At 35.8% G+C, this 25,727-nt stretch carries 28 protein-coding genes and 1 other annotated feature; of the genes, 18 read left to right on the forward strand and 10 right to left on the reverse strand.

Annotation, left to right across the window (positions count from 1 at the left end):
* Positions 1-75: 75 nt before the first annotated feature.
* The 4 genes from UMR38_05890 to UMR38_05905 are packed head-to-tail and all read left to right on the forward strand — an operon-like array spanning position 76 to position 2,779.
* Positions 76-639, forward strand: coding sequence for a chromate transporter (locus UMR38_05890; GenBank protein MEC9485387.1), 564 nt, complete (start codon positions 76-78; stop codon positions 637-639).
* Positions 639-1,199: a chromate transporter gene (locus tag UMR38_05895; GenBank protein ID MEC9485388.1), complete on the forward strand. Its 561-nt coding sequence runs from the start codon at positions 639-641 to the stop codon at positions 1,197-1,199. The genes UMR38_05890 and UMR38_05895 overlap by 1 nt, the downstream gene beginning before the upstream one ends.
* Before the next feature lie 50 nt (positions 1,200-1,249).
* On the forward strand, positions 1,250-1,543 hold the full coding sequence (locus tag UMR38_05900) for a hypothetical protein (GenBank protein MEC9485389.1): 294 nt from the start codon (positions 1,250-1,252) through the stop codon (positions 1,541-1,543).
* Positions 1,544-1,594: 51 nt separating this feature from the next.
* Complete coding sequence (locus UMR38_05905) at positions 1,595-2,779, forward strand: cation:proton antiporter (GenBank protein ID MEC9485390.1); 1,185 nt, start codon at positions 1,595-1,597, stop codon at positions 2,777-2,779.
* A gap of 27 nt (positions 2,780-2,806) precedes the next feature.
* On the opposite strand, the gene UMR38_05910 is transcribed toward UMR38_05905, so the two are convergent.
* A complete protein-coding gene (locus UMR38_05910; protein MEC9485391.1) occupies positions 2,807-3,718 on the reverse strand; it encodes an oxidoreductase in 912 nt (303 codons plus the stop codon).
* 98 nt (positions 3,719-3,816) lie between these two features.
* On the opposite strand from UMR38_05910, the gene UMR38_05915 reads away from it, so the two are divergent.
* Positions 3,817-4,320: a GNAT family N-acetyltransferase gene (locus UMR38_05915; GenBank protein MEC9485392.1), complete on the forward strand. Its 504-nt coding sequence runs from the start codon at positions 3,817-3,819 to the stop codon at positions 4,318-4,320.
* Between the two features lie 83 nt (positions 4,321-4,403).
* Positions 4,404-5,639 (forward strand): 6-phosphofructokinase, encoded by a 1,236-nt coding sequence (locus UMR38_05920; GenBank protein ID MEC9485393.1) that lies wholly within the window; start codon positions 4,404-4,406, stop codon positions 5,637-5,639.
* A gap of 31 nt (positions 5,640-5,670) precedes the next feature.
* On the opposite strand, the gene UMR38_05925 is transcribed toward UMR38_05920, so the two are convergent.
* Complete coding sequence (locus tag UMR38_05925) at positions 5,671-5,949, reverse strand: GNAT family N-acetyltransferase (protein MEC9485394.1); 279 nt, start codon at positions 5,947-5,949, stop codon at positions 5,671-5,673.
* A gap of 98 nt (positions 5,950-6,047) precedes the next feature.
* Between UMR38_05925 and UMR38_05930 the strand changes: the two genes are divergently transcribed.
* From UMR38_05930 to UMR38_05955, 6 genes are all read left to right on the forward strand, one after another.
* A complete protein-coding gene (locus UMR38_05930; GenBank protein MEC9485395.1) occupies positions 6,048-6,752 on the forward strand; it encodes a DUF554 domain-containing protein in 705 nt (234 codons plus the stop codon).
* Between the two features lie 6 nt (positions 6,753-6,758).
* Positions 6,759-7,301, forward strand: a complete 543-nt coding sequence (locus UMR38_05935) for an NUDIX hydrolase (GenBank protein ID MEC9485396.1) — start codon at positions 6,759-6,761, stop codon at positions 7,299-7,301.
* Positions 7,298-7,753, forward strand: a complete 456-nt coding sequence (locus UMR38_05940) for an NUDIX domain-containing protein (GenBank protein MEC9485397.1) — start codon at positions 7,298-7,300, stop codon at positions 7,751-7,753. The genes UMR38_05935 and UMR38_05940 overlap by 4 nt, the downstream gene beginning before the upstream one ends.
* A gap of 1 nt (position 7,754) precedes the next feature.
* Entirely contained in the window at positions 7,755-8,903 is a 1,149-nt protein-coding gene (locus UMR38_05945) for a lysophospholipid acyltransferase family protein (protein ID MEC9485398.1), read from the forward strand.
* A 56-nt stretch (positions 8,904-8,959) separates the two neighbouring features.
* Complete coding sequence (locus UMR38_05950; protein MEC9485399.1) at positions 8,960-9,199, forward strand: CDGSH iron-sulfur domain-containing protein; 240 nt, start codon at positions 8,960-8,962, stop codon at positions 9,197-9,199.
* Between the two features lie 68 nt (positions 9,200-9,267).
* Entirely contained in the window at positions 9,268-9,885 is a 618-nt protein-coding gene (locus UMR38_05955) for a DUF445 family protein (GenBank protein ID MEC9485400.1), read from the forward strand.
* A 46-nt stretch (positions 9,886-9,931) separates the two neighbouring features.
* Here the strand turns inward: UMR38_05955 and UMR38_05960 are convergent, their stop codons facing one another.
* A complete protein-coding gene (locus UMR38_05960; protein ID MEC9485401.1) occupies positions 9,932-11,341 on the reverse strand; it encodes an amidase family protein in 1,410 nt (469 codons plus the stop codon).
* Between the two features lie 99 nt (positions 11,342-11,440).
* On the opposite strand from UMR38_05960, the gene UMR38_05965 reads away from it, so the two are divergent.
* Together UMR38_05965 and UMR38_05970 are read left to right on the forward strand one after the other, a co-directional pair.
* Entirely contained in the window at positions 11,441-12,271 is an 831-nt protein-coding gene (locus UMR38_05965) for a PHP domain-containing protein (protein ID MEC9485402.1), read from the forward strand.
* Positions 12,272-12,319: 48 nt separating this feature from the next.
* Positions 12,320-12,673: a hypothetical protein gene (locus UMR38_05970; protein ID MEC9485403.1), complete on the forward strand. Its 354-nt coding sequence runs from the start codon at positions 12,320-12,322 to the stop codon at positions 12,671-12,673.
* 23 nt (positions 12,674-12,696) lie between these two features.
* Here the strand turns inward: UMR38_05970 and asnB are convergent, their stop codons facing one another.
* The 7 genes from asnB to UMR38_06005 form a co-directional block, all read right to left on the reverse strand.
* On the reverse strand, positions 12,697-14,265 hold the full coding sequence (gene asnB, locus UMR38_05975; GenBank protein ID MEC9485404.1) for an asparagine synthase B: 1,569 nt from the start codon (positions 14,263-14,265) through the stop codon (positions 12,697-12,699).
* Positions 14,266-14,305: 40 nt separating this feature from the next.
* Positions 14,306-14,515 (reverse strand) — a binding site (T-box leader).
* Positions 14,511-15,215: an ABC transporter ATP-binding protein gene (locus UMR38_05980; GenBank protein MEC9485405.1), complete on the reverse strand. Its 705-nt coding sequence runs from the start codon at positions 15,213-15,215 to the stop codon at positions 14,511-14,513. (Overlaps the previous feature by 5 nt.)
* Position 15,216: 1 nt before the next feature.
* On the reverse strand, positions 15,217-15,975 hold the full coding sequence (locus UMR38_05985) for an ABC transporter ATP-binding protein (protein MEC9485406.1): 759 nt from the start codon (positions 15,973-15,975) through the stop codon (positions 15,217-15,219).
* Positions 15,975-17,006, reverse strand: coding sequence for a branched-chain amino acid ABC transporter permease (locus tag UMR38_05990; GenBank protein ID MEC9485407.1), 1,032 nt, complete (start codon positions 17,004-17,006; stop codon positions 15,975-15,977). The genes UMR38_05985 and UMR38_05990 overlap by 1 nt, the downstream gene beginning before the upstream one ends.
* Complete coding sequence (locus tag UMR38_05995; protein ID MEC9485408.1) at positions 17,006-17,890, reverse strand: branched-chain amino acid ABC transporter permease; 885 nt, start codon at positions 17,888-17,890, stop codon at positions 17,006-17,008. The genes UMR38_05990 and UMR38_05995 overlap by 1 nt, the downstream gene beginning before the upstream one ends.
* A 53-nt stretch (positions 17,891-17,943) precedes the next feature.
* Positions 17,944-19,071: an ABC transporter substrate-binding protein gene (locus UMR38_06000; GenBank protein MEC9485409.1), complete on the reverse strand. Its 1,128-nt coding sequence runs from the start codon at positions 19,069-19,071 to the stop codon at positions 17,944-17,946.
* Between the two features lie 177 nt (positions 19,072-19,248).
* The gene (locus tag UMR38_06005; GenBank protein ID MEC9485410.1) at positions 19,249-20,982 is read right to left on the reverse strand and encodes a hypothetical protein; all 1,734 of its coding nucleotides are present in this window, start codon (positions 20,980-20,982) and stop codon (positions 19,249-19,251) included.
* Positions 20,983-21,130: 148 nt separating this feature from the next.
* Between UMR38_06005 and thrC the strand changes: the two genes are divergently transcribed.
* From thrC to UMR38_06025, 4 genes are read left to right on the forward strand one after another with little or no spacing between them, the layout of a single operon-like run.
* Positions 21,131-22,576 carry a threonine synthase gene (gene thrC / locus UMR38_06010; protein ID MEC9485411.1) on the forward strand — a complete coding sequence of 482 codons (1,446 nt, stop codon included), beginning with the start codon at positions 21,131-21,133 and terminating at the stop codon, positions 22,574-22,576.
* Positions 22,551-23,426: a homoserine kinase gene (gene thrB / locus UMR38_06015; protein MEC9485412.1), complete on the forward strand. Its 876-nt coding sequence runs from the start codon at positions 22,551-22,553 to the stop codon at positions 23,424-23,426. The genes thrC and thrB overlap by 26 nt, the downstream gene beginning before the upstream one ends.
* Positions 23,423-24,379: an aspartate-semialdehyde dehydrogenase gene (locus UMR38_06020; GenBank protein ID MEC9485413.1), complete on the forward strand. Its 957-nt coding sequence runs from the start codon at positions 23,423-23,425 to the stop codon at positions 24,377-24,379. Before thrB ends, UMR38_06020 begins: the two co-directional genes overlap by 4 nt.
* Positions 24,369-25,682: an aspartate kinase gene (locus UMR38_06025; GenBank protein MEC9485414.1), complete on the forward strand. Its 1,314-nt coding sequence runs from the start codon at positions 24,369-24,371 to the stop codon at positions 25,680-25,682. The genes UMR38_06020 and UMR38_06025 overlap by 11 nt, the downstream gene beginning before the upstream one ends.
* Positions 25,683-25,727 lie beyond the last annotated feature (45 nt).

Here is a 25,727-nt window from a genome sequence, read left to right on the forward strand (position 1 = left end):
AAGGCACCTTTTTGTATTGAAAAAAAAGGGTAAGTGTATTAGACTAGAGAGTGAGTTTGAAAAAGGAGTCGAATCATGGTAAAAACATTTAGAGCAAGCATTTATTTTAAATTATACATCGTCTTTTTACGTATCGGATTGTTTACTATTGGTGGTGGCTATGCAATGTTACCGATGTTAAGGAAAGAAGTCGTTAATAAATACGGTTGGGCAACGGATGAAGAAATGCTCGACTATTTCGCGATTGGTCAAAGCACACCAGGTATTATTGCCATCAATACAGCAACATTTATTGGTTATAAGAAAGCCGGTATCTTTGGTGCCTTTGCCGCAACACTAGGCATGGTCACCCCGTCATGGGTAATCATTATTTCAATCGCTAAGTTTTTTGAAGCTTTTAGCAGTAACCCATTTGTTGAATCAGCATTTGCTGGGGTCAGAGTGGTTGTTGTAGTTCTTATCTTAAACGCCGTGATCAAAATGGGTAAAAAATCTATCACAAATTGGATTACAGCATTAATAGGTATTTTGGCATTCTCATTGGTTATGTTTTTGAGTATTTCACCAGTATACATCGTTATAGGATCAGGTATTATTGGTGTATTACTATATACATTTAAAATTGGAGGTGTCGAATAATGGCCCTCTTAAGATTGTTTTTAATATTTTTTAAAGTCGGATTATTTACAGTTGGTGGCGGTCTAGCAGCTATTCCTTTATTACAAGCGGAAGTGTTAGAACGTGGATGGCTTACACAAACACAGTTTACTGATATGATTGCTGTTAGTGAATCTACCCCAGGTCCTATTGGCGTAAATATTAGTACTTATGTTGGTTACTCACAATTTGGTATTATCGGTAGTATTATTGCAACATTTGGTATTGTTTTGCCAAGTATGATGATTATTATGCTAATTGCAAAATATGTGTTGCATTATCGTGATAGTCATTTAGTTAGTGGCATTTTTACAGGATTAAGACCGGCTGTTACCGGATTAATTTTAGCCGCAGCAGGGAGTATCGCGATGGTGACACTGATTGATATTGATGCATTTAAAGCATCACGTAATATTTTAGATTTGATATCAATAAAAGCTTGGATTTTATTTTTTATCTTCTTATTTGCCACAAATAAATGGAAACACCACCCAATATTTTACATTATTATCGCAGGTGTTATTGGAATCTTTATTTTCTAATTGTAAAAAATGTGTTAAACTATAAATAAGAATGTTTGAGGAGGAAAAATATGTATTGGAAATTCCCATTAGGAAAATGGTTCGCCCCACGTAAAGATGGGCTTTACATTGTGAAAATGCAAGGAAGAGTCAAATACATCGGTATAGCCTTTAAGAATCAAACAGGACGAAATATTAAACAAGACGTGAAGTATCATTTTAATCATGAAAACACGGATGCAGACTTTATGTATACCTTCCGTCAGTTATGTAGTGTTAAAACGATTCCGATGGACAGTTACGAAGCTGCAGAAGTTGAACAACAACGTTTAAAAGAGACGTATCAGAAACATTTAGTTAAATAAGAAAGAAACACAGCTGCATATTTGCAACTGTGTTTTTAAGAGGTGAGCGACATGTTGCTGAGTTTAGCCCTTATTTTTACACTCGGTTTAATTTTAGCAGAAGGTTTTAAAAAACTGCATTTACCACATTTTATTGGTATGATCGTTACAGGTGCAATCTTAGGGCCCTATGCATTTGACCTGATTGATGACAGTATTTTAAATATTTCAAGTGAACTGAGACAAATCGCTTTAATCGTTATATTAGTGCGGGCAGGACTGAATCTTGATCTTCAAGATTTAAAGAAAATTGGCAGGCCTGCTATTTTACTATCTTTTATACCTGCTACACTCGAAATTATTGCCATTATGATATGGGGTCCATTATTATTTGGACTTACCTATCTTGAGGCGGCCTTTTTAGCAACGATTCTTGCTGCGGTATCACCTGCCGTAATCGTTCCTAAAATGATTCACTTAATGGAGATGGGCTATGGAAAAGCAAAACGGATTCCTCATATGATCATGGCTAGTGCTAGTGTTGATGATATCTATGTTATTGTTTTATTTAGTATCGTTGTTAAGATGTATCAAACAGGACATGTCGGATTAACGAATATCTTTCAAATACCACTTGCCATCCTCTTCGGTATTCTCATCGGAGTAGTTTCGGGTGTCATGCTATCAAAACTTTTTGCGATATTACGAGTCCGTGATACGATTAAGGTGTTACTTGTATTGGCCTGTGCGTTTTTCATTATTACACTTGAAAATGTCTTGCAAGGTACCATCTCAATGAGTGGGCTTTTAGCTGTAATGGTTCTTGGGATAACCTTTTTAAATCAATCTAAAGAACGGGCTCTTCGATTGCAAATTAAATTATCAAAAGTATGGGTCTTCGCAGAACTTGTTCTATTTGTGCTTGTTGGTGCAGCGGTTAATTTATCTTTAGCGTTTTCTGCAGGATTGCTTGCCATTGTGTTACTTGTGTTTAGTTTGATGTCACGACTTCTTGGTGTTGGAATTGCCCTAACCCACACCGACTTGAATTATGAAGAACGATTATTTAGTGGTATTGCCTTTTTGCCAAAAGCGACAGTTCAGGCTGCCATCGGCGCAATTCCTTTATCTTTAGGCGTTCCCAATGGTGATCTTATTTTAGCGATTGCGGTATTGAGTATAATCATCACAGCGCCTCTTGGTGCGTTGGGTATTGATATAACGAAAGATAGTCTCTTACAAAAAAAGAACATCTAAACGATTACCGTTTAGATGTTTTTAATGTTACGCTATAATAAACCGTTTGTTCGTTAATTCTTCACTCTTAAGCCAAAGTTTTTTAGCGTCAACTTCATTATAAGCTTTTTTTCGAGGCTTCACTTTGACAGGGTCGCCTTTGATTTCTAATAAACCAGAAGGCCCGTAATAGTCTCCACTTTCAGCGTTAGGATCTAATAATGCTCGTAAAGTAGGGAGTGCGCCACGATCCGCAGATTGACTAAATAGGTTGAACAGTTTTGAGAAGAAACCATGAACATCTCGGGTTAGTTTTGTTTTGGCACCACCTGGATGTGCGGCTAATACTTTAATATCTATTCCCTGGTTACGTAATCGCCGGTCTAACTCAAATGTAAAGAGTAGATTTGATAATTTTGATCGTCCATAACTTTTGTATTTATTATAAGAACCTTCTTTTTCAAATAAGTAGTTATCAAAATTCATCTTGCCAAATTTATGTGCCATAGAACTCACGTTAACAATACGACTATTATCAGTATCGTTAAGCGCATCAAATAATAGGTTGGTTAATAAAAAGTGACCTAAATGATTGATGCCATTTTGATACTCAAATCCATCATCCGTTTTTCGATAAGGTGTAAACATTACACCAGCGTTATTAACAAGTCCATTTAATGCGTTGTATTTGTCCTTGTATAGTTTCGCAAAATTATGGATAGAATCCATATTTGCTAAGTCTAATAAAATAATATTAATTGATCCGTCAGGATAGTCCTCTAAAATACTTTTTTTTGCGTCTTCTGCACGTTCTTTATTACGGGAAGCCATGATTACTGTCGCATCTAATGATACTAAAGCTTTGACCGTTTCATAGCCAATACCTGAGTTTCCTCCAGTAACAATATAGATTTGTCCTTTAAGTGAATCAATTGTTGATAATGTCCATTTCTTTGCCATATGTATACACCTCTTTTAATAATTATAACAAAAAATTGAAATATATTTACTTATTTACTTAAAAATATAATATTTAGTATAATGAAAGTGGTGATACTATGACAAATATAAGCAATAAACAGAATTCAACAATAAGATGTCGGTTATTCAATATGGATGATTTTAACGCCTTACAAGCGATTTACAGTAATGAAGATGTTTGTAAGTACTTACCTGTAAAAGGGGTTGTACTGGATGATAAAATTTATACGATTCTCACGCGATATGCAGATACGTTGTTGTATCCAAATGAGGGAATTGTATATGCCGTTACATTGCATGGGATCATCATTGGTTATACCGGCCTGAAATATGTAAAAGCGTATGAGCAGTATGAAATATATTATGGATTACATCCAGATTACTGGGGTAAAGGATATGCGACACAAGCGGCCTTACTGATGAAAAAAGAGGCCATAAAAAAAGGATACACCGAAGTGGTTGCTTTTGCACATATTGAAAATAAGGCGAGCCAACGGATATTAGAAAAGATTGGTTATCATAAAGTTGAGCAAATTTCCTTGTGGAAGCTACCATTATATCGCTATTATATGGCTTTGTAAAATAATTTTGCAAAAAATATTTTTGAAAACGGTTTCTATATGATATTATGGTAATGTAGAGTTTTTTTAGGAGTGAGAAAAAAATGGCAAAAAAATTAAAAGGGAATCTACTGTATGGCCAATCAGGAGGACCTACAAGCGTTATTAATGCATCAGCTTATGGGGTTATCACTGAGGCGATGAAACATGAAGATATTATTGAAGATGTCTATGTCATGAAACATGGTATCAAGGGGGCTTTAACTGAAGATTTTTTTCATATGGGATCACAAGACACAGATCACATTGAACTGTTAAAACATACCCCAGGATCGGCCTTTGGATCTGTTAGATACAAAATGAAGGCATTTAGAGAAGATGAAACAGACTATATTCGCTTATTGTATATCTTTAAAAAGTATAACATTCGGTATTTCTTATTTAATGGTGGCAATGACTCAATGGACACCTGTTATAAGATTGCTGACTACATGAAACATGTTGACTATGATGTTAGAGTCATTGGTATACCAAAAACGATTGATAATGATTTACCATTTACAGATCATACCCCTGGCTTCGGTAGTGCTGCTAAATATGTTGCAAATACGATTCAAGAGGTTAGTTATGATATGTTAGCTTATCCGAAAGGAAAAGTAACCATCGTTGAAATTATGGGTCGTCACGCTGGGTGGTTAACCGCATCAGCAAGCCTTGCATCACTTAGTGGATTTGGCCCTGATTTAATTTATTTACCAGAGGTACCATTCTCGATTGAGAAATTCAAACAAGATGTACGACGTGTCTATGGTGAAAAACAACAATGTCTCATCGCAGTGAGTGAAGGGCTATCAAATGAAGAGGGTATTTTAATTGGTAGTAGTAGCGGTTTGAAAGATGCCTTCGGTCACTTTCAACTAGGTGGCGTATCCTCAAAGCTATCCAATATCTTAAATAGTGAATTAAGAATTAAATCACGTACCATAGAACTCGGGACTACACAACGAGCTGGGTCACATATTCAAAGTCTTACTGATGTTGAAGAAGCTATTGGTGTTGGTAAGAAAGCTGTAGAATATGCTCTTAAAGGGAAACATGGCATCATGGTTACAATAGAGCGTGTCAATAGTGATCCCTATGAAATCAAATACAGTGAACATCAACTCAGTGATATTGCCAATATTGAACGAACCATTCCACCAACAATGATTAATGAAGATGGCAACGGCATTACTGAGGAGTATATCAAATATGCCTTACCTCTAATTTCTGGTGAAAATCCACCAAAATATAAGGATGGGCTACAACAATTTGCTAAAATGAGAATTGAGACTGACTAAAAAAAGTCCGCTTGCAGACCTGCAAGTGGACTTATTCTTTTTTAAGTAAATCTTCATACTTAGGATTATCAATCATCTTTCGAGCGGCATATGAACATAGTGGCACAATGGTTAAATCTTTTTCGCGTGCCATATCAATAACCTTGTTTAATAGTTTACCCGCGATACCTTGTCCTCTTAGTTCAGGTGACACAAATGTGTGATTAATGATGATAACACTTGGTTCGGAATATTTAAATGTAATCTCTGCGATAGCTTCTTGTTCATTATCGCCAATGTAGAATCTGTTACCTCCTGTTTTAATGTCCATAGAATTACCTCCTACTTATAGTATACTAAAAAAACCCATTTTCACAAACACTTTGTTTATGATATAATTGAAAAAGAATATGTCGAAGGAGTATTAATATGAGTGGAGTCTTAGTAAACGTCTTTGCTATTATATTTGGTGGTAGTATTGGACTAATCCTTAATCGGGGATTAAATGAACGTGTTAAAAAAGTTATTATGCAAGGAGTAGGGTTAAGTGTTATCATTATTGGTATTGCTGGTGCGTTAACTATTAAAAGTCCTATTTTAATGGTGGTGAGCCTTGTTGTAGGAGGACTGATTGGTTCATTGATTCAAATTGAGAGTCGATTGGATCGATTAGGTAAACGGATTGAACGCACATTTAAAAATGACAATAATGGATTTGCAAAAGGGTTTGTGTGGGCAACGCTCATTTATTGTGTCGGTGCTATGGCCATTGTTGGTAGTTTAGAAGCTGGGTTAAATGGTGATAATACAACCCTTTATATTAAAGCTATTCTTGATGGTGTGACAGCAATTATCTTTGCGGCGACACTAGGCTTTGGGGTTATTTTTTCAAGTATATCAGTCTTCATTTATCAAGGGGCTATTGTATTATTAGGGTATCAAATAGAACCCTATTTAACGGAACACTTAATTAATGAAGTAAGTGCTATTGGAAGTGTTTTAATTATGGCTATTGGTATTAATATTTTAGAGATTAAACATATCCATGTGGGAGATCTATTACCGGCGATTATAATCCCCGCCATCTATTTTTTGGCTCTCAATGTCTATGCGTTTGTGATAGGAGTGTTATAGGTCATCATGAAAGAGAAGAAACTATCTAGCAAAAAGGTTTATGACTGTTTTTTTATGACAGTATATGAAGATGAAGTGTTGCTCGAAAATGGCAAACAAACAAAGCGTATCTACATTACCCATGAAGGCGCTGCGGCCGTACTCCCAATTACGAAAGATGGACAGTTAGTCTTGATAAAACAATATCGCTATCCGATACATCAAGAAATAATTGAAGTACCCGCAGGTAAAAAAGATGACCCAGATGAGTCGGGACAAACATGTGTCAAACGGGAACTAGAAGAAGAAACAGGCTATCAATCCACCTCACTTGAATATATTGGCACCACACATAACTGTGTCGGATATTCCAATGAGGCGATTGAACTCTTTATTGCACGAGATTGTTATCCTGTTGAGAATCCTTTAAAGGGTGATGACGATGAACAAATAGAAGTGATGGTCGTATCACCACAGAAAGCTAAGATGTTATTAGAAAAGGGCACAATCACAGATGCCAAAACACTCGTTCTTTTACAACATTATTTTCACAAGGAAAGGATAGAATGAAAGATTATATAAGCTATATAAGAGAGTTGGTTGGGAACCATAAAATCATTATGAATGCGGCTGCTTGTATTATTACAAATGAGGATGATCAGGTTCTATTACAACATCGTAGTGATGATCACTATTGGGGATTGCCAGGTGGTATTATGGAACTTGGCGAAACAGAGAAAGAAACCTGTATCAGAGAAGTTAAGGAAGAAACCGGGTTAGAAATAGAGGTTATATCATTTTTAGGGACCTTCCATAATAAGCATAAAACATGGCCAAACGGTGATGAAGCACATGTCATTTGTGCTATATTTACTGCTAAGGTGACTGGTGGTACTTTACATACAAACAATGAAGAGACTCTAGCACTAGATTTCTTTTCCTCAGATAATTTACCTAATATTGATGCAGTCGATCATTTAGAAGCATTAACCTATTACTATGATATAAAACGAGGTGACTAACATGAAGAAACGCAAAAAAGATATCCAACAAGATGTTTTATTAAAAATCGTTAAGCAATTTGCGAAGGTATGGATGTTATTCGACGCTAAAGTTAAGGCTATTTTCCATGGAGACTTTTCCAAGAAACGACAAACACCATATGTATTACTCGCAAATCATACCTTTTTATTCGATGTAGTACATGTGCCATTGCGACTCAGAAAGACCCCATTTATAATCGCATCACATAACCTATTTACAACTCAGCCTACAAAATTTTTATTAACAGAAATTGCCCATGCTATTCCAAAGTCTAAAGGAGCGAGTGATATTCGCGCAGCCCGTGAACTGATCGGTGCAGTTAAACGTGGGTACCCTATCTTGATTTTTCCTGAAGGAAATACTACCTTTAATGGCGAAACTAACTACATTGAGGAAGCGACAATGAAACTGATAAAAAAACTAAAAGTAGATGTGATCGCCTGTAATGTTAAAGGTGGCTACTTATCTAAGCCACGTTGGGCCACAGGGAAGCGCAAGAAACGACAAATTCAAATGGATTATTTTAAGATAATCGATAAAGAGGATTTAAAAACTATGCCACTAGATGACATTTCTCAAAAAGTGAACGAAGCATTGTATTTTAATGCCTATGAATATCAACGGAAACATATGATTAAACACCCTGGTAAAACGCTCGCAGAAGGTATTGATAATTTACTTTATTTGTGTCCCCATTGTCATCATGTAAACACGATCGAAGCAGAAGGGAATACGTTTTACTGTACACATTGTGACACAATAGGGACTTATGATGAGTATGGGTTTTTAAATGGATTTAAATTTGATAATACCGTCGATTGGGATAATTACCAAAAAGAACACAACCATTTACTGTTAAACGCAGCGTTTTCATCACCTGCGAAATCATATCAGGTTAATTCGAAAACGTATGAACGAACATTTTTAGGTAATGTTACCCTTACCTACAAAGATCATGCGTTTCATATAACGGGTGATTACGAGATGATATTACCGTTTGCGGAAGTATCCAATCCAACAATAACCCTCAGGCGCGACTTTAATATTTTTATGAAGGACACCCAATATGTCTTTAAGATAGAGAGTCATGTCATGGCATTTTTACGCGTCGTACAAGATAAATATTAAAAGATGTTTAAAGCACTTAGCAATGTATGATATAATTGAAATAGGAGGCGATTGTTATGAGTGAACCAGTACGTGCTGGCGATGGACCACAAAAAGTTACATTAGAAAAAGGGAAAACGTATTTATGGTGTCAATGTGGCCGTTCAGATACCCAACCATTCTGCGACGGATCTCACAAAGAAACCGAGTTTACGCCAAAGAAGTTTAGCCCAAAAGAAACCGGTGATTACTATCTATGCATGTGTAAACAAACGAGTAATCAACCTTATTGTGACGGATCACATAGAAAAAAATAAAATTAGTGGACATTCCACTAATTTTTTTCTGTGAAATTATGATATAATAAATCATTGAAGGATGTGATATGATGACAGAACTTATATTACGATTAATAACACTGATAGTTATTGGGGGATTGATTGGTTATTTCACCAATAAACTGGCAATAAAAATGCTTTTTAGACCCGTGAATCCAATCAATATTTTAGGCTTTAAAATTCAAGGTGTCTTTCCTAAACGAAAAGATAAAATGGCTAAATCATTGGCAGAAATTATCGAACGCGATTTACTAACGAAAGATGTGTTAGTAGAGGAATTGCTTAATGATGAAAATATAGGCAATTTAAAAGTGAAAATCAAAGACCATTTTATTGAAGCAATTAGTGATAGTATCCCACCGATGGTGAAAATGTTCTTAGGCGAAAATCCAAAAGCTAAAATAGCTGAAATGATTGAAAAACGTGGGGATGCAATTCTCGACCAGCTTGTAGAAGTCTTGAAAGCAGAAGGGTTCGATAATATTGATGTTTACGCTATAGTGAAACGGAAAATTGATGAACTTGACTTTATAGAGTTTGAACAACTCATCTTTGGCTTAATGAAACAAGAACTTAAGTTTGTCGAAGTAGTGGGACTTTTCTTAGGAGCCTTTATTGGCGCCTTACAGTTTGTGATAACGCTAGTATTACCAATGATTTTATAAAAGTAAGAGCTATGAGTTGCCTCATAGCTCTTTTCATTTATACAGTTTATTTTTTAAGAGGATCTAATATCACATTTAGAGCTTGCTCTATGGCATAAGTGACTTCTATCAAGGTTTGTTCATTGAATCGTTTAGCTAAAAAGTAACTACCAATTGGCATGTTGTCTTCATCTAATCCTAATGGAAGAGTTAAAGAAGGAAATCCACAAGTAGGACCTAAAGATGTATAATTAGCAAAGAGAATAACATCTATATGATTATTATCAAAAGTATTATCCAGTGTCTCTTGTAAAGTTTTTCGCTCACTCAGACCTTCAACATATTCCACTTCATTACATCGGCCGCTCGTATTATATTCACTTTCTTCTAAAAGATGTTGACCATACTTAAGTCTATCGTACGAATATGCTCGGTTTTGTGTGATTAATTCATGCAACGATTTCACTGGCATATCTTCTGTATTTAAGTAATGGTTAAAACATTGCTTGAACTCATACAATAATATATTATACAGTTTTTTAGGCTCATTAAGTTCAAAATCAGTTATTATCTTAGCACCTAAACCTTGTATAGTGTCTACAAGGTGGTCAAATTGCTTCTGAGATTCTTTAGACAGGTCTTCGTACCCTTTTTTATGAATCCCGATGGTCTTACTTTTGAGTGATTTTGATAGGCTTGAAAGATCAATCTTATCAATAGATTTTGTCAGTGTAATTGGATCTTCCGAGTCCGCTGTCATCATACTATTTAATAAAGTGGCAACATCTTTTACCCGGTTTCCTATGGGTCCAGCAGTGTCAAGTGTTGTCGATATTGGAACGATACCTGTTCGACTTACTAAGCCAATTGTTGGTTTTAATCCGATAACACCATTGGTGCGCGAGGGGGAAATGATACTCCCTGATGTCTCAGTTCCAATAGTAACTGGTGCTAACCTTAAACTCGCAGCTACGGCACTACCTGTTGAACTTCCTGATGGGTCGTGTTTGACATCCCATGGACAACGCACATAACCACCATAAGATGAATAGCCGTTCACATTATTTAAAGTCATAAAATTAGCGAGTTCGGTCAAATTTGCTTTACCAAGAATAACTGCACCATCTTTGAGTAGACTCTTCACCAAAGTTGCATCATCGCTAGCATAATGATTTTTAAATGCTAGTGCGCCTGCGGTTGTATGCATTTTGCCTAATGTCGAAATGTTATCCTTTAAGATTACTGGTATACCATGAAGTTGACCAACATCTTTATTTTGACCTCTTTCATAGTCTCTTTGCTGTGCTTGATTTAAAGCGTCAGGGTTTACTTCTAGAATACTGTTATATCGTGGTTCACCTTGATCGATAGTAGCAATACGGTTTAAAAAATGCATTGTTAAGGTATATGAGGTGAGTTTCCCCTCACGCATAAGTCCTTGTAATTCTTCAATTGATAGATCATGAAAATTTGACATAATCATTCCTCCTTTTTATTATTATATCATATATTTTAAAACATTCGTTTTTTGTTTGTTTGATATCATGACATTTAGTATAATATAAGTGGTGATAAGATGAAAGCAGACTTACATATGCATACGACCTTTTCAGATGGTCGTAAGACACCTGAGGCGTTAATTAACCGTGCTAAAGCTAAAGGGCTCGACATTATTGCAATTACAGATCATGATACTATCCAAGATGTTGAGCGCATTCAAGAATTGGCAAATCAAGCTGGTATACGTTATATTCCTGGTGTTGAGTTGTCGACAGTAGTAGAAAACATAAGTGTTCACATATTGGGATACTTTAGAGATGATTCTTATAATGGAGAGCGTCTACAAAATTATTTCAGATTTATCAAAGAAGCGCGTGAAAAGCGTGCAAAAAAAATCATTACGCGATTACAAAAATATTTTGATATCGAGATTGAATATGATCGTGTATATGATATAGCGAGTGGCATTATCGCAAGACCTCACATAGCTAAAGCCATTACTGAAAAATACCCTGAGTATACACATGATGATATTTTTGATACAATGATTGGCGAAACATGTAAAGCGTATGTACCAACAAGCGAGTTGGATGTAGCTTCTGGTATCAAGCTATTAAAAGATCATAATTGCTTGGTTGTATTGGCTCATCCAACATTAGTGAAACCACAAATCAAAGATAAGGTTTTTACCTATGACTTTGATGGTCTTGAAGCAAAATACTATAGAAATAAACCAGGTGAGGAAGACAAGTTTCGTTCTTTTGCGAAAGAGAATGGAATGATTATCACAGGGGGTAGTGATTACCATGGCATTGCAGGTGATACAAAACATGGGGACCTAGGCGAGGTCACATTATCGGGTAAAGATTTAGATATATTTTTAAAAAACATTAAAAAACGTGGTTAAATTATTCAAATTACGTTATAATAGAAACACGAAAAGGATGTGATGATTATGATGGAAAGCAAAGCAGTACGTGAAACGTTACGTTATAAAGACCGCGGAGAAATTGAATATGTTATTATAGAAGGTTTTGACGGGGCTGGAGATTGCTTAACGTTAAACTATAAGGATGATCAAAAAGAATATACATGGGAATACCATTTCAGTAATGATGGAAAAAGTCCATTAGAACATGTTAAGGACACCAGCTATGAAGAACTTAAGAAAGGATTTGTAGAAAACCTTTATGAAAGAGGATATAACCCACATAAAGGAGAATATCAACTATTAAAAGAATCAATTGTAATCTTTGTCAGTCACAAAGAATACATCGTTGATATTTGTAAGATGAATGGACTATGCTAAAGATCAGCCAAAGCTGATCTTTTTTATTGCCCACTTTTACCATAGTTTGATAATACACGCGCACTAGGATCGGATACTTTACATCCTTCCCATGATTTATTTGGCATCCAATAGTCTTTTATGAGATGACTATGATTAGGATAATATTGATCGAAAATTTCACGATAGAGTAGTGCTTCTTTTGAAAGGGGGATTGGGGCATAATTCAACCGTTTTTGCTCGTAAGCTTGATCTGTATAATGTGCGTTCGCATAAGCTTTTAATTCATCCACAAGAGAATGCCCAACCGCATCTGAAAAAGCCGCTTTTTCTCGGTATAATATAGAATGTGGTAGATAGTCATTTGAATCGAATGCTTTACGTAAAATGAACTTACCTGTTTGATATTTATTCATTTTAAACAAAGGATTAATTCTTAAGACGTATTGGGCAAAATCAGGATCTCCAAACGGAACTCTAGCTTCTAGAGAGTTCGCCGCCAAACATCGATCTGCACGTAAGACATCATACATATATAGTTCCTTCACCCGTTTAATACTCTCTTCTTGAAATGCCTCTTTACTTGGCGCAAAGTCAGTATACTTATAACCGAATAGTTCATCACTAACTTCCCCTGTTACTAACGCTTTGATAGAAGTGTTTTGATGTATATGTTTAGCTAATAAATACATACCTATGCTTGCTCTAATCGTTGTGATGTCATAACTTTCAATAGCGTAAATCACAGATTCTAATGCATCAATAACATCCTCTTTAGTCATTGTTACTTCGGTATGATCAGTTCCAAGATATTCAGCGACTTGTTTCGCATATTTTAAATCTATTGGATCTGTATCCATACCGATACTGAATGTTTTAATAGGTGCTTTTGTATACTTTTGAGCAATGGCACAAACTAAAGATGAATCTAAGCCTCCACTCAGTAAAAATCCTAATGGAGCATCACTTATTAGTCGTTTTCTAACCGCAGCAACAAGTTTATCGTGAATGCTATTTGTGATATCTTCAAAGAAATGGGTATGATAATGGGAGATTTGTGTTAAATCACTGTATTCAATAAAACGCCCATTTAAGTAATAAAACCCTGGTGGAAAGGGGATCACTTTTTTTACGTGGGGTAACAGTGCTTTTACCTCACTCGCAAACATGATAGCGCCATCTTTTTGATGGTACCCATAAAATAATGGCCGAATCCCGATAGGATCTCTAAAAGCAATTAACATATCTTTCTTTGCATCATACATCACTGAGGCAAATTCACCGTCAAGATAATCAATAAAATTAATTCCAAGCGCCTCGTATAGGGGGAGCAATATTTCACAATCAGAATGTGATTTAGGTGTGAAATCTGATAGGTCATTAAGTAACGACTGATTGTTATATATTTCTGCGTTTGCGACAAGAATAGAATCCCCATGATAAAAGGGTTGGTTACCGGCCTCGGAAAGACCCATTATGGCAAGTCGTGTAAACCCAAACTGATAGGTATGAAACCGCTCAATTTGTTGTGTATCTGGTCCACGTTTCATTAAAACTGTTAAATCATCTTGTGTTAGTGGTTCTTGTGAAGTACTGACAATAATTCCGCACATCAAATCAACTCCTTATTAATATTAAAAAAAGCCCGCCCCAATATGGGACGGACTATTGTCCGCGATACCACCCAAGTTGCATGAAAATCACGCCACTTAACATGATAACGGAATGACCGGCTATATCTACTATTATTTCGATACAGCAACTCATAGGTGTTCAGAATATCTGCTTATTTATCTAGCTCTCACCATCCTAGACTCGCTTTAAAACAGGGAAGATACCTGGTGTCCTAATCATCGTTTTATGCGCTTAAATATGCTTCTTTAATTTTATCATCGTTTAATAAATCTTTAGACTTACCTGATAATGTAATCTTACCTGTTTCTAACACATAGGCTTTATCAGATATGTGTAACGCTTGATTAGCGTTTTGTTCAACAAGTAGAATCGTTGTACCTGCCTCATTTATTTCACGAATGATATCAAATATATCTTTTACCAAGATAGGGGCTAGACCCATAGATGGCTCATCTAGTAATAAAATTTTCGGATGACTCATTAAAGCTCGTCCTATCGCAAGCATTTGTTGCTCACCACCGGATAAAGTCCCAGCGATTTGATTGAGGCGCTCTTTAAGTCTTGGAAAACGGATGAACACTCGTTCTAAATCCGACTTAATCTTGGCTTTATCTTTACGGTAATATGCCCCCATTTCAAGATTTTCTAGCACTGTTAAATCGGGAAAGACATGACGTCCTTCAGGCACATGAGAAACACCAATATGGACAACATCATGTGCCTTGTAGTTACTTAATGAGTTTCCTAAAAAGGTGATATCACCATCACTTTTATCAAGTAATTGTGATATGGCTTTTAAAATCGTTGTTTTACCCGCGCCATTTGAACCAATTAATGTGACAATGTCACCTTCGTTAACTTCAAATGAGACGCCTTTAATGGCGTGTATCACACCATAGTGTACATGTAAATTATCTACTTTTAACATTTTACTCACCTAAATATGCCTTTATAACGTCTTTGTTTGTACGAATCTCTTCTGGATTACCTTTCGCAATTACTCTGCCATAATCAATCACGACAATCCGTTCACAAATACCCATGACAAGTTTCATATCATGTTCTATGAGTAATATGGATACTTTAAATTGGTTTTTAATTAACTTAATTGTTGCCATGAGTTCTTCAGTTTCTTGCGGATTCATCCCAGCAGCTGGTTCGTCTAATAAAAGAATTTGTGGATTTGTTGCGAGTGCACGAGCAATTTCTAGCTTACGTTGCTTACCATAGGGTAGATTTTTAGCTAAATGGTCTTTAAACTCTAGTAAATCAAACACATCGAGTAACTCTTTCGCGATGCCATTTGCTCTTGATTCTTCAATTTTGTATTTACGCGTTTTAAAAATACTGGCTAATAACGTGTAGTCCATCCGGTTGTGATAGGCAACTTTGATATTATCAAGTACTGTCATATTTTTAAACAAACGAATATTTTGAAATGTTCGTGAACTACCTAATAAGACGATATCACTAGGACGTTTACCAATGGTGCTGACACCATTTAACCGAATAGTACCTTCAGTTGGTGTGTAAACGCCTGTTAGGAGGTTGAAAATCGTCGTCTTACCTGCACCATTAGGTCCAATCAGACCCACAAGTTCATTATGATCGACTGATAGATTAAAATGATCGACAGCCTTTAGACCACCAAAATGAATACTCAGGTCGTTAATTTCTAAAATAGCCATTAGTGATCACGCCCTTTACGGAATCTCGTTTTAAGTCGTGTAACAACACGTGATACGCTTGCCTTAAATTGAGTGAAATTAAATTCTTTGGTTCCCATCAATCCTTTTGGTCGATAAAGCATCGTAATAACCAAAATAGATGAGTATAGTAAGTATCGATATTCTTTAAAGTCACGTAGATATTCTGGTAAGAAAACAAGTACTATTGAACTTACAATACTACCTGACAAGCTTCCCATACCACCTAATACGACAATAACGAAAATCTCAACAGACTTTAAGAAATTGAATGATACAGGTGCTAAGAAACCTTCTTTGAAGGCAAACATTGCACCACCTATACCAGCAAACATTGATGCCAAAACAAACGCTATGAGTTTGTACCTCGTAATATTGATACCAACACTTTCGCTGGCAATTTCATCTTCACGGATTGACAGGATCGCGCGTCCGTGTCGTGAGTTCATAAATAAGAAAATGACAGAGACGATTAACACGGTTGTCCAAAACGCTATCGGGAAAGTCATAATTCTTGGAATACCAGCCAGACCTTGTGCCCCGTTTGTTATAGAGGAAAGATTGGTAATTAAATTTCTAACAATCTCGCCGAAGCCTAAGGTCATAATACCTAAGTAATCCCCGCGCAGTCTCAAGGCAGGTGTCCCGACTAATAATCCAGCAATGCCAGCTAATGTCATAGCGCCTATAGCACTTACTACAAATAACAGTAAATCAGCCCCAATGTACGGTCTTAATGCAATACCGATAATCGCTGCGGTGTAGGCACCAATCCCCATAAATCCAGCGTGGCCAAGAACAAGTTCACCTAAAAATCCTGTCGCAATATTCAAACTGGTTGACATCACAATCATAATCAGGACCATAACCAGTAAGTTATAAATATAACGGTTGACTAATTGAAATTGAATGAGTGTAAACATCACAATAAAAATACTTGCAATAAGTGTATAATTGACAAAACGGGGATCAAGTAAAAATTCTTTAATGGTTTTCACTTTTGCTTTCATCATTACACCTTCTCTTTTCTATTTTTACCAAGAATCCCAGATGGTTTAAATAGGAGAATGACAATCAATAAACCAAAGACAATAACATCAACCCATTTACTGGAGATATAGGCTTTTGTCATTGTTTCAATGATCCCAATGAGATATCCACCAATCATTGCCCCACCAATACTACCAATACCACCAAATACAGCTGCGATAAATGCTTTTAATCCTGGTAAGACACCCATTGTTGGATAAATTTGCGAATAGGTCATCGCATAAAAGATACCACCTAGCGCACCGAGTGCACTCCCAATCGCAAAGGTTAAAGAAATGATGTTGTCAACATTGATTCCCATCAGTATAGCTGCTTCTTTATCTTGGCTGACTGCACGCATTGCTTTTCCTGGTTTTGTCTTGTATACAAATAAAGTTAATAAAATCATAAATAAAATACTTAAACCAATTGTTAATAGCGTTAATCGTGAAATATCAAAATTTAAAATTGTAATTGGTGTTGTATCAACAAGTGGTTTCATTACATAAGGGGTAGCACCAAAAATGAGCTGTGCGAGATGTTGTAAAAATAAACTCATTCCAATAGCTGTGATTAAGGCGCTAATCCTTGGTGCTTTACGCAGTTTTTTATACGCAACACGTTCAATTAATATACCGAGTATTGCCGCAAAAAACATTGATAATACAATCACCACAAGAAATGGTAATTGAAATGATAATGAAAATGCAAATAAATAGGCAAAATATGCCCCAAACATCATGATCTCGCCATGAGCGAAATTAATCAGTTTGATGATGCCGTATACCATTGTGTATCCAATGGCAACTAATGCATAAATACTCCCTGTATTTAAGCCGTTTATAAGTTGACTAATAAATAGTTCCATTCTATCACCTCGAGTTAAAAAAAGGGGGAAAACAATTTTTCCCCCGTATTCTGTTATTCGTCCCCAGCTTCTACTTTAGCAAAGACTTCATGGACACCATCGACAACTTGAATGATTGTTATGGATTTAATCGGATCTCCATTTTCATCAAATGTGATTGGACCTGTGACGCCATCTAAGAAATTTAGATTACTTAACGCAGTCACTAAATCGTCTGCCTCTAAACTATCCGCATTTTCAATAGCTTCAACCATTGCATAAACAGCGTCGTATGCTAAGGCAGCAAGTGCGTTTGGTGCTTCACCATACTCAGCAGTATAGTTCACGACGAAGTCTTGTACATTGCTTGCTTCATCTGTTTTAGAATAATGATTTGCGAAGTAGAATCCATTTGCGACATCAGCGTAGTCTGCTTCAATACCATCCCAACCATCACCGCCAATAAATGGTAAGTCTAACCCTAAGGTATCTGCTTGAGTTAAAATCGCGCCAACTTCTGCAACGTATGCTGGTAAGAATACAGCGTCATATGATCCATCTTTGATATTTGTCAATAATGCACTATAATCATCATCTTGTGCGCCAAACTCAAATCTATCATATGACAACCCGCGTGCATCAAACTCATCCATAAAGGCTTGAGCTAATCCTTGAGAATACGCATCGTCTCGGTTATACATGACAGCGGCATTCGTAACATTTAGTTCAGTGTTCGCAAATATTGCGGCGGTACTTCCTTGATAGGAATCGGAATAACACGCTCTAAATACGTTCGGTGCATCTAATGTCACGGTATCATTTGTTGCAGTTGGTGTTAAAATTGGTATATTGTCTTGTACAGCCAACCCTTTAATAGCTAATGTGACACTACTGAATGTTCCCCCGATTAATGCATGAATTTCATCTTGATCGCGTAAGCGATTATAGGCATTAACACCCTCAGTTGAATCACCTTTACTATCGTATGCGATGATATCAATATCTTTATCTAGCACACCGCCTGCCGCATTAATTTCTTTTGCTGCAAGTTTTGCCCCATTTTCAACCGCAAGCCCATACATTGAATATTGTCCTGTCAGTGGTCCAATCACACCTAATCGAACCGTATCATCTGTCTGTCCACATGCTGTGAGTGTAGCGGATAATAATACGACACTCACAATTAACAATAATTTTTTCATTAGAAATACCCTCTCTCAAATTGTATTTTGTGAAAATGATACACCTTTTTATTAATAGTTACAAGGCTTTTTACAAAATGAAAACGTTTATATTTAATGAAAATGTTTTCATAGAATTATATTGCAACTATATTTGAAAAGAATATAAAAACCACAGCCATTAGACTGTGGTTTGGATTAATGTTTGTTTGTCATCAACCAATCAAATAATGCAAGTGCTGCTTCTTCAGGTCCTTTGCGTTCAAATCCTTCTATTGCTAGTTTTGTATACATTTGACCAACAGGAATCGCTGTATCAAATAACGTGTCATATGTTTTGTCGATGATATCTAATGTTTGATCTTGCCGTTGTAAAGGGCCAAATGGGTTAGCAAAGAAGGAGGTAACAACACCTGTTTCATTGGTTGTACCTTTTGCTTTTCTAGCGCCTTTAATATAGGTTTCTTTCGCTTTTTCAACATTTTCGAATAAAACGATTGTCTCATCATTATCTTCAAAGTTGTTGGCATAAAGCAAGACATCGACAGGGTAACCTTTTTGGATGGTCTGATACGTTGTTATTGGGAGAATGACACGGGCATTGATTCTGTTTGGATTCATGAATATCGCGCGATCCATTTCTTTGAAAGAGTAACCCATATCGAGATCATCTAATCTAACAAAAGCGCCAATTTCTGTACCGTAGCCTTTGACAGTATTGTCTTCAACTTTAAATGTTCCCATATCGTCAAAGATAATTTTCATTTCTTTCAAATGGTCTTCACTTAGCGTTCTAAGAGCTTCTAGGCTTTCACTTTTACCGGCACCGCTATCCCCTATAATAGCGATATTGGCGGATAATCCATTTTTTAAGGTGATATTTACCATGGCGCCATGCATTGGTAAGTGACCCTGGTTAAGCATTTTGACATTGTGTAGTGTTAGAATCATTTTCTTCATGTATCCAAAATAGTCAATTGATTCTGTATTACTAACATAGCCTACAAGTAGATCATTCTCTTGATCATCATAAAAGACTGTTTCTTTTGTTTTGTCACTATTTCTAGCGCCAAAAACATAAATTAAATCAGGGCGTTTGCCTTTGATTTCTTCTTGCGTTGCTAATTCGAAAAGGTTTGCCAAAGCAATGCCTTGTGACAAGAAATCCCGGTGAAAATAAATGTAGGTAAAAAATTCTCCCACTTTTGCAGGATAACAGAAGAAGTGGTCTGTGTTGATAGCTATGTCTTCTAATGGATTTGTAAAAACTTCTTCAAAAAACCCTTCACGTTTATTCATGATTGGATACATTATAAATGGGGGTGTCAGGATTATTTTACTGATTGTATTAATCGGTTTTAACTGATTGTATTGTTTTGGCAAGTCAGTCTCAACATGTGATAAAACAAAACCAACATTAATCCCTGCATGTGCTTGGCGATAAACATTGGGATAACTGTTTGTGATATTATGTTCAATCAAACGATAGGTTGTTAAAATTAAGTTCGCAAAGTTATTGTTTGCTTTTATGAACTGATTGTGTTCAATACCACTTGTGATATTGTCTTTTTGAATTAACGCATATCGTTCAAGGTGACGCCAATAAAAATAAAGACCTTCTACAAAGTCAATAATATCCGTTGTATCTTCTAAAATAGCGTGGTATTCTGGATTTAAGTTTTTTACCTCTTTGGTATCAAGAATAAGTAGTAACTTAAATAATTCTAGTAATATGTCGCTTAATGGTCGCTCTTGACTAAATGATTCAAGACGTTCAATTAAAAGAGTATCTTCCTTCTTTTGTTGTCTAATGAAGTGTTTTAAAACGGCGAAAAACCCTTTTGATTCTAACAACTCCTTAGATGTTTTACAGTAGTTAAGCGAGAAATTAAGGATGACATTGTTTCTGTTATGTGAAAATTCTTTAACCATAGTTATCACTCCGTATCGCTATTTTACCAAACAAACTGCAAAATAACACAAAGAAAGTGTTTTCATACATAGGAACTGCAAGTGAAAATGTTTTCATTGTCAAAAATAGTGAAGTAATGTTATCATAAAAGAACAAGGTGGTGATGAGATGGTTTTAAGTACACGAAGTAACCATATAGTAGATATTGAAACAGCCCTCTTAAATGGGTTGGCAGAGGATGGTGGACTCTATGTAATTGATGAGTTACCAGCGTTTTTTGATCACTCTTTAAAAATGGATAATTATAAAACCATTGCATTTAAGTTATTACACACGTTATTACCATTTGAAGAGGCAGATTTGATACAGCTGATTAATGACGCTTACAAACACTTTCCTAAAGAGATTATTAAATTATCACATCATGATAGATATAGTTTTTTAGAGTTATACCATGGACCGACGTTCTCATTTAAAGATATGGCCTTACAACTCTTGCCACAATTAATAGAACATGTGAAAACAAGACAAGGTATCAAACGACAAACACTTGTTTTAACCGCAACATCAGGTGATACTGGTAGTGCTGCTTTAGCGGGATATGATTCTTTTAAGAACGCCAAAGTGATTGTTCTATACCCTAAACAAGGTGTGAGTCCTTTTCAGGAACATCAAATGAACAGTTATCAAGATGATAACCATCATATATATGGAATAGATGGGAACTTTGATGACTGTCAAAGCGTTATCAAAGACGCTTTTCAAAACGTGAATCGTAATGAGGTCCTTGTAACCTCTGCAAACTCAATAAATATTGGACGATTAATCGCTCAAATAATTTATTACTTCGCCAGTTATAACAAGTTTATGAATGCTCATAATTTAACATATGGTCAACCGATTAACGTGGTTGTACCGAGTGGTAATTTCGGGAATGTATTATCCTGTTATTATGCGAAACAAATGGGACTTCCTATCCATAAAATGATTATAGCTTCAAATCAAAATAATGTTCTTACAGAGTTCTTTAAGACAGGTATCTATAAAGTTGATTCAGAGATTAAGCAAAGCTATTCACCGTCAATGGATATATCAATTCCAAGCAACTTAGAACGATATATATTTGCATTATTAGACCGTGATCATCAGGCGTTAAACAACTTGATGAAAACACTCAAAAAAACACATAAAATAGAAGTTAAAGAGGTATTAGAACAAACGGATTTTTATGCCAATTATGCTTCGGAAGAAGATACTTTAGAAACAATTAAAAACGTGTTTCATAAAGAACGAAAAGTGATTGATCCACATACGGCTGTGGCAAAAAAAGTCTATGACAAATATTGTCAAGAAACACAAGACGATACACGGACCATGATTGTCTCTACAGCGAGTCCATATAAATTTTCTAAAGCAGTATCTGAGGCACTTTCCTTACCGAAAAGTCATGATCTTTTAACACAAATAAAACAGATTGGTCAACTCGATCAATTATCAATTGATCCACGCATTATATCGCTCTTTGATACTACCGTCATCGAAAAAGAGCTATCTAAGAAAGGCGCATTAGATCAGGTGTTGAAGACACTTGACAACGACTATGTTACGAGTTAGAGTACCAGCAACAAGCGCAAACCTTGGTAGTGGGTTTGATATGGCTGCGCTCGCATTAGATTTGTATAATCAGTTTGATATAAAACGGTATCATCGGTTAGTATTTAAAGGATTTGACCCCCGGTTTAATCATCCAGATAATTTAGTTTATCAATCCTATTTAAAGGCGTTAAAACACATAAATCCTATGACAGAAGCATTCACGTTCCATATTACGCTTAGTGAAAATGCGATACCCGTCGCCCGAGGACTTGGCAGTAGTGCAAGTTGTATAATTGCAGGGATTATGGCTGCGAACCACTTTCATGAGCTTAACTTAGAAGGGCGGGATATATTTCAATTAGCTGTCAAACTAGAAGGCCACGCTGATAATGTAGGGGCTGCTATTTATGGTGGTTTAATTAGTGTTATGCAAACAGGTAAGGAGTATACGATCATTAAGCATGATATCCATAAATCTTTTACATTTGATCTTTTTATACCGGACTTTACAGGAGACACAAAAACATTAAGAGACGTCGTACCTACGGATTTTCATCGTCAAGATGTTGTCTATCAATTAGAACGTGTTGCTGCATTGTTTAAAGCATTTAAAGATGGGGATATTACGTTATTAAAAGAGGCTGTAAAAGATGGTATACACCAAAATAAACGTATTCAGGTATTAAAACTTTATACGTATATTCACGCATTATCAAATGATGATTGTGTTATGGTATTAAGTGGATCAGGACCGACTTTGTTAAGAATCCGTGGGAAAGGTAAGGTCTTGCCGGAACAAACGACTACATTAAATAAGATAGAATCATTACAACTAAGTAATGGGACAACAATAGAGGTGTTAAAATGAAACAATATAATGTCGCAATAGTTGGCGCAACAGGACTTGTTGGGCAGACATTTTTAGAAATCTTAAACAATACGGACTTACCGATTAAGTCATTACGTCTTTTCGCATCAGAAAAATCTAAAGGAAAAACCTTATATTATAAGGATCAACCGATAACAATTGAGACAATTGAAAAAGGAGTTTTTGAAACTGTCGATTATGCCTTGTTTAGTATCGGAAGTTTACTTAGTAAACAATACGCCAAACAAGCAAATAAAGAAGGGTGTAAAGTTATTGATAATTCAAGTGCATTTCGTTTTGATGATGAGGTTCCTCTTGTCGTACCCAGTATAAACTTTGATGATGTCATAACTCATGATTTGATAGCGAATCCAAATTGTTCAACCATTCAAAGTGTCATTCCGCTTGATGTGATTCGTCAATTAGCAAATATTTTAACCGTTCGTTACACCACTTACCAATCAGTATCCGGTAGTGGTCATAAAGGCCTTGAAGCGCTACATGAAAACACAGGCTTTTATCCTGTTGATATCAAACAAACGGTTTATCCCAAAATTGATGTTTTATTAGATGATGGATACACCTTTGAAGAAAAGAAAATGATTGATGAAACACAAAAAATATTACATGATCCTCATATACTCTTAAACGCGACATGTGTACGTGTCCCGGTAGAACGAGGTCACGCCGTTTCAATCGAAGTAAAAACAGATAAACAGATTGATCTTGATGTCTTAAAAGCGGCTCTTAATGACCATCCGATGATCACACTCGACGCATTTCCTAATACAGTTGATGTGAGTCGTAAGAATATCGTGAGTGTAGGGCGCATTCGTCGCGATAAAATTGATCAAAATGGGATCTTGCTATTTATCGCTGCGGATAATTTATATGTTGGTGCTGCGCAAAATGCAGTTGATATCTTACAAAAGATGATGGCTCATGAAGCGTGATATTAAAGTCTGTAAATTTGGGGGGACATCTGTCGCATCAAGTCAGCAGTTTAAACAAATACAACATATTGTTTCATTAGACAATACACGTAAAATTATTGTTGTGAGTGCTCCCGGTAAAATAGCAGATAGCCAAGCAAAAGTGACTGATTTATTATACTTATTATATGAACATATTAAATATGACACAGATTACCGCCATTTACTACACCAAATAACTGATCGATTCATTGAAATAAAAAACAATTTAGGATTATCTTTTGATGTTAAACAGTACATGAGTGATCTTTCAAAAAATCTAAGTAAGACGGTTCATCGTGATTGGCTTGTGAGTCGTGGTGAATACCTCACCGCAAAACTTATGAGTGAGTTTTTAGGGTATACCTTTTTAGATAGTTACCAACATATTTTTGTCAATTATGATAAACAAATTGATTATGATAAAACAGAATCAACTATGGCAAAAATTAATGTAGATCATGGCATTGTGATGCCAGGGTTTTATGCCACGACACCGAATAAAGATGTTACCCTGTTATCTCGTGGGGGTAGTGATACCACCGCAAGCATTATTGCATATGCACTAAACGTAAAGGCTTATGAAAATTTTACAGATGTGAATGGCGTATATGTGACCGATCCAACAATTGTCAAAGATGCTAAAATCATTCCTGCTTTAAACTATAGTGAAATTAAAGAACTATCGTATCGCGGAGCGAAATTGTTTCATCAAGAAGCAATCACACCTGTCGCAAAAAGAGATATTCCAATTATCATTAAAAACACCAATCAACCAGAAGAAGCGGGTACGATCATTTCTTCGAATGCCTCACCTAAAGAGCATATTGTTACGGCTATTTCAGGAAAAAAAGAGTTTACGATATTTAACATTACTAAAACCGGAGACGAGGCAAAAACAAAAATATTACAATCAATCATCACTATTTTCATGCGTCATAATATTGAAATAGAACATATCCCAAGTGGCATTGATTCGTTTAGTGTGATTGTGTCACATGACCAAGTGGATACATCTAAGTTTATGATTATGAGTCAACTTAGTGAATTAGACGGTATAGAACGGATTGATATTGAAGAATCCCTTGCATTAATTGCCGTTGTGGGTAAAAATATGGCCAAAACTCCTGGTGTGGCTGGTAAGTTATTTAGTGCATTAGGAAATGCCAAGATTAATATTAAAGTAATCGCCCAATCATCAACAGAGTTAAGTGTCATCGTTGGTGTTGATGAACCCGACTATAGTGATGCTATTACGACCATATATCATACCTTTTTTGAATAAAGAAAAAGCCTGCTAACTTGACAAGGTCAAGCTAGTAGGCTATTT

It is taken from the genome of Candidatus Izemoplasma sp., from assembly GCA_036172455.1.
In the GTDB taxonomy this organism is placed as follows: domain Bacteria; phylum Bacillota_I; class Bacilli_A; order Izemoplasmatales; family Izemoplasmataceae; genus JAIPGF01.